Annotated in this window: 1 protein-coding gene; it reads left to right on the top strand. The window is 76.1% G+C overall.

Annotated elements, in window-relative coordinates:
* A partial coding sequence (locus CCN44_RS14985; RefSeq protein WP_143649759.1) for a non-ribosomal peptide synthetase occupies nt 1-6,441 on the top strand: 6,441 nt, incomplete at both ends.

The raw sequence follows: 6,441 nt of genomic DNA, 5'->3' as shown, positions 1-6,441 counted from the left end.
CTACCGCACCCAGGTCAACGACGTGCTGCTGAGCGCGCTGGCCCGGGTGCTGGCGGACTGGACCGGCACGGACCGGGTGACCGTCGCCCTGGAGGGCCACGGCCGGGAGGAGGAGCTGGCCGAGGGCACCGATCTGGCCCGCACGGTCGGCTGGTTCACCACCCAGTACCCGGTCACCCTGACCCCGGCCGGCCCCGCCGACTGGGGTGCCACGCTCAAGGCCGTCAAGGAACGGCTGCGGGCCGTGCCCCGCCGCGGCCTGAGCTACCAGGCACTGGGCCACCTCGGCTCGCCCGACCCGGCCGCGCGGGCCCTCGGCGCACTCCCGCTGCCCCAGGTGTGCTTCACCTACCACGGTCAGTGGGAGGCGCCCGCCGGAGGGGACTTCGCGCCCGTCGCCGACGTACCCGGCCGGGACACCGACCCCGGCGCCCCGCTGGACCACCTCCTCGACGTCTCCGCCCTGGTCGCCGACGGCGAACTGGTCCTCACCTGGCACTACAGCGACCAGGTGCACCGGGCCGACACCGTCCGGCGGCTGGCCGACGGCATGGTGCGCGCGCTCGCCGCCATCGCCGAGCACTGCGCCCGGCCCGGAGCGGGCGGCCGTACCCCCTCCGACTTCCCGCTCGCGCGCCTGGACCAGGCCGGCGTGGACCGCCTCGCCGGCGACGGCCGGGACGTGGAGGACCTGCTGCCGCTCACCCCGCTCCAGGAGGGCATGCTCTTCCACCGGCTGGTCGGCGGACCGGACGACGTGTACGTCGACCAGGCCGCGCTGCTGCTGGAGGGGGTGACCGACCCCGACGCCCTGGCCGCGGCCTGGCAGCGGGTGACCGACCGCACCCCCGCCCTGCGCACCTCGGTGGTGTGGCAGGACGTGCCGGTGCCGCTCCAGGTCGTGCACCGCCACGTCACCGTGCCCGTGCGGCAGCTGGACTGGCGGGAGCCGGACGCGGGGGAGCGGGCCGGACGGCTGGAGCGGCTGCGCGCCGACGACCTCGCCCGCGGCCTGGACCTCGGCGAGGCCCCCCTGATGCGGCTCACCCTGATCCGGCTGCCCGAGGACCGGCTGCACCTGCTGTGGACCTCCCACCATCTGATCCTGGACGGCTGGAGCCTGGCCCAGGTGCTCACCGACGTGTGCGCGGAGTACGCGGCCCTCACCACGGGCACCGCACCCCGGCCCCCGGCCCGGCGGCCGTTCGGCGACTATGTGCGCTGGCTGGCCGGCCAGGACACCGAGGCCGCCCGCGCCCACTGGCGGACCGTCCTCGCCGGGTTCGCCACCCCCACCCCGCTGCCCGCCGACCGCGTCCGCCCCCGGGGCCACGAGACCCGCTCCGGGCACGTGCACACCGCCGGGCTGTCCGACGCGGTCTCCGCGCGGCTGGCCCGCACCGCTCGCGCGGCCGGACTGACCCTCGGCACCGTCGTGCAGGGCGCCTGGGCGCTGCTGCTGTCCCGCTACAGCGCCGAGCCCGACGTGCTGTTCGGGACCACCGTCTCCGGACGCCCCGACGACCTGCCCGGCGTCGAGTCGATGGTCGGCATGTTCATCAACACCCTGCCCACCCGCGTCCGCGTGGACAGCGGCCGTACCGCCACCGCCTGGCTCCGCGAACTACAGGAGGCGCAGGCCGAGGCGCGGCGGTTCGCGGCGGTGTCCCTCGCCGAACTCACCACGCTGAGCGACGTGCCCGCCGGCACCCCGCTGTTCGACAGCATGGTGGCCTTCGAGAACTACCCCTTCGACCAGGCCCGCTCGGCCGGCACCGGGATACGCCTCGCGGACGTCTCCGCCCGCGACGCCACCAACTACCCCCTGGTGCTGCGGGCCTACCAGGGCGAGCGGTTCGGCTTCGACCTCGCCTACGACCCCGAGCTGTTCGACGCCACCACGGTACGGAGCCTCGCCGACCGGCTGTGCCTGCTGCTCACCGAGCTGGCCGACGACCCGGACCGGCCCGTGCGCGCCCTCGCCCGGACGACCGCCGAGGAACGGCGGCGGATCCTGGCCGACGGCAACGGCACCGAGGCGGGCCGCCCCGCCGACACCCTGGACGCCCTCTTCGCGGCCCAGGCCGCCCGCACTCCCCACGCCGAGGCCGTCAGCTGCGGCGAGGACCGGCTCGACTACGCCACCCTGGACGCACGGGCCGGCCGGCTCGCCCACCGGCTCGCCGAACTCGGCGCCGCACCCGAGAAGTTCGTGGCGCTCGCGCTGCCCCGCTGCACCGACCTCGTCGTGGCCGTCCTCGCCGTCCTCAAGACCGGCGCCGCCTACCTGCCCATCGACCCCGCGCTGCCCGCCGAACGCGTCCGGCAGCTGCTCGCCGACACCGACCCGGTGGCACTGGTCACCACCACGGCGACGGCAGTCGAGACGGCCGTACCGCTCCTGCCGCTGGACGACCCCGCAGTCCGGGCCGACCTGGAACGGCGCCCGGCCGCCGGACCGGCGCCCCGCGCCCTGCCGGAGAGCCCCGCCTACGCCATCTACACCTCCGGCTCCACCGGCCGGCCCAAGGGCGTCGTCGTCCCGCACGCCAACGTCGTCCGCCTGTTCACCCGCACCCGGCACTGGTTCGGCTTCGGACCCGACGACGTGTGGACGCTGTTCCACTCCTACGCCTTCGACTTCTCGGTGTGGGAGCTGTGGGGCCCGCTGCTGCACGGCGGCCGGCTCGTGATCGTCCCCGAGGACACCGCCCGCTCCCCGGAGGACTTCCTGCGGCTGCTCGCCGACGAACAGGTCACCGTCCTCAACCAGACCCCGTCCGCCTTCTACCCGCTGAGCCGGACGGACGCCGAACTCCCCGACGTCAGCGCGCGGCTGGCGCTGCGCACGGTGATCTTCGGCGGCGAGGCGCTGGACGTCAGCCGGCTCGCCGACTGGTACACCCGCCACCCGGACACCGCGCCCCGCCTCGTCAACATGTACGGCATCACCGAGACCACCGTGCATGTCACCTACGCCCCGCTGGACCGCCGGGCGGCCCGCGCCGGCACCGCGAGCCCCATTGGCACCGGCATCCCCGACCTGCGGGTCCACGTCCTCGACGACACACTGCGGCCGGTACCGCCCGGCGCCGTCGGCGAGCTGTTCGTCGCCGGCGAGGGCCTGGCGCGCGGCTATCTGAACCGGCCCGGCCTCACCGCGGCCCGGTTCCTCGCCGACCCCTACGGCACACCGGGCACCCGCATGTACCGCACCGGGGACCGGGCCCGCCGACGGGCCGACGGCACCCTGGAGTACCTGGGCCGCGCCGACCAGCAGGTGAAGATCCGCGGCTACCGCATCGAGCCCGGCGAGATCGAGGCCGCCCTGCACAGCCACCCGGGCGTGGGCGCGGCGGCCGTCGGCGTGTACGAGGGCGCCGGCGGGACCCGCCGGCTGGTCGCCCACGTCGTCGGCACCGGCACCGGCGACCGCGCCGCACCGCCGCCGCCCGCCGCCGAACTCCGCGCCCACCTGGCGCGGTCGCTGCCCGCGCACATGGTGCCGGCCGCCTATGTGCCGCTCGCCGCCCTGCCGCTCACCGTCAACGGCAAGCTCGACCGGCGCGCCCTGCCCGCGCCCGGCCCCGACGGCTTCGCCGCCGACGGCACCCGCACCCCCCTGCGCACCCCGGCCGAACGACTGGTCGCCGCCGCGTGGACCGACGTCCTGGACACCGACGAGGTCGGCGCCGACGACGACTTCTTCGCCCTCGGCGGCGACTCCATCCTCGCCGTCCGCGTCACCTCCCGGCTGCGCGCCGCCTTCGGCACGGACGTCTCGCCCCGGCTGCTGTTCACCCACTCCACCCTGTCCGCCCTCGCGGCCGCGCTGGCCGAACCCCGGGCCGGGGACAGCGCCGGCACGATCCCGGCCGCCGCCCCGGACGCCCCGGCACCGCTGTCGTACGCCCAGCAACGCCTGTGGTTCCTCGACCGGTTCGAGCCGGGCAGCACCGAGTACACCACCCTGTCCGTGCTGCGGCTGCGCGGCCCGCTCGACACCGCCGCCCTGCGCACCGCCCTGGACGGCCTCGTCGCCCGGCACGCCTCCCTGCGCACCACGTTCGCCGAACACGACGGCCAGGCACGGCAGTTCGTCCACCCGCCGCGGCCCGTGGGCCTCCCGGTGGACGACCTCGCGGACACCGCGGCCCTCGACGCCCTGCTCGACCGCGAGGCCGCCACCCCCTTCGACCTCACCACCGGGCCGCTGTTCCGGGCCCGGCTGGCCCGGCTCGGCGCCGAGGAGCACGTCCTCGTCCTGGCCGCGCACCACATCGTCACCGACGGCTGGTCCTCCGGCGTCCTGGCCCGGGACCTGGGCGAGCTGTACACGGCGGCCCGCGAGGAACGCCGCCCCGACCTGCCCGAGCCGCCCGTCCGCTACACCGACTACGCCACCTGGCAGCGCACCCGCACCGAGCAGCACGAGAGCGGACTCGCCTACTGGCGCGGCGCGTTGGACGGGGTGACCCCGCTGGAGCTGCCGACCGACCGGCCCCGTCCGGCCGTCCGCACCCGTGACGGCGCCCTGGTGACCTTCACCCTGCCCGCCGCGCTCACCGAGCGGCTGCGCGAGCGCGGCCGGGAGTCCGACGCCACCCTCTACATGACGCTGGTGGCGGCCTGCCAGGTGCTGCTCGCCCGCTGGGCCGGCCAGGAGGACGTCACCGTCGGCACCGTCACCGCCGGCCGCGAACGGCCCGAACTGCACGACCTCGTCGGCATGTTCGTCAACACGCTGGTGCTGCGCGCCCGGGTCCGCCCCGACCTGCCCTTCCGGGAGCTGCTCGGCGAGGTGCGCACCACCGTCCTGGAGGCGTTCGCCCACCAGGAGGTGCCCTTCGAGCGGGTCGTGGACGCCCTCCAGCCCGAGCGGGACACCAGCCGCACCCCGCTGTTCCAGGTCATGGTCGCCCTGCACAACCTCGGCGCCGAACCGCCCCGGCTGCCCGGCCTGACGGTGGAGCCGCTGACCCCGCCGGTCCGCTCCGCCGGGTACGACCTGGCCTTCGACTTCGTGGAGACCGACGGCGGGCTCACCGGCCACCTGGAGTACAACACCGGGCTGTTCGACGCCGACACCGCCGAACGCCTGGCCGCCCGGCTGCGCGTCCTGCTGGAGGCCGCCGCCGAGGACCCCGCGCTGCCCGTGGGCCGGCTGCCGCTGATGACCGGCGCCGAGCGCCGGCAGGTCCTCCGGTACGGGCAGGGCGCCCGGCTGCCCGAGCCGGACACCACCTTCCCCGCCCTGTTCGAGGCCCAGGCCGCCCGCACCCCGCACCACACCGCCCTGGTGGCCCGCGACACCACCCTGGACTTCGCCGCGCTGAACCGGCGCGCCAACCGGCTCGCCCACCATCTCATCGCCCGGGGCGCCGGCCCCGAGGACGTGGTCGCCGTACGGCTCCCGCGCACCTCCGACCTGATGACGGCGCTCCTCGCCGTCCTCAAGGCGGGCGCCACCCTGCTCTGCCTGGACCCCGCACTCCCGCCCGAGCGGCAGGACCTCCTGCTCGCCGACGCCCGGCCGCACACCCTGCTCACCGGGCTCGACGCGGTGCCCTGGGACCGGCTGCCCGACCGGGATCCGACCGACACCGACCGGATCCGGCCCCTGCTGCCACGGCACACCGCGTACATCGTCTACACCTCCGGCTCCACCGGCCGCCCCAAGGGCGTCGCCGTCGAACACCGGCAGCTGGTCAACCTGTGCCACGACCACCGCGCGGGCCTGCTCGCCCCGCACACCGCCCGGGGGGAGCGGCTGCGGGCCGCGCTCAGCGCCTCCTTCTCCTTCGACACCTCCTGGGAAGGACCCCTGCTGCTCGCCCTCGGCCACGAGGTCCACCTCGTCGACGAGGACGTACGCCTGGACCCGGAGGCGTTCTGCGCCCAGGTCGCCGAAGACCGCCTCGACCTGGTCAACGTCACCCCGTCCTTCCTGCGCGAACTCACCGCCGCCGGCCTGCTCGCCCCCGGCCGCCACCACCCGCGGCTGCTCCTCGTCGGCGGTGAGGCCGTCACCGCGGCCGACTGGCGCGACCTCGTCCGCGCCGAACGGGAGCTGGGCGTGGCGGTGTACAACATGTACGGACCCACCGAGTGCACCGTCGATGCCGTCTACGGCCGCGCCGGCGACCGGCCCGACCGCCCCGCCCTCGGCCGGCCCGGCGGCAACCTGCGCGCCCACGTGCTCGACGGCGCCCTGCGCCCGGTGCCGCCCGGGGTGCCCGGCGAGCTGTACCTGGCCGGGGACCAGGTCGCCCGCGGCTATCTGCACCGGCCCGGGCTGACCGCCGCCCGCTTCCTCGCCGACCCGTTCGGCGCGCCGGGGGAGCGGATGTACCGCACCGGCGACCGGGTCCGCTGGGACCGGGACGGACGGCTGGAGTTCCTCGGCCGGGTGGACGAGCAGGTCAAGATCCGCGGGTTCCG

This window comes from Streptomyces tricolor (genome assembly GCF_002155905.1).
In the GTDB taxonomy this organism is placed as follows: domain Bacteria; phylum Actinomycetota; class Actinomycetes; order Streptomycetales; family Streptomycetaceae; genus Streptomyces; species Streptomyces tricolor.
The sequence above is the reverse complement of the archived record's forward strand: the minus strand, read 5'-3'. Positions and strand labels throughout refer to the sequence as shown.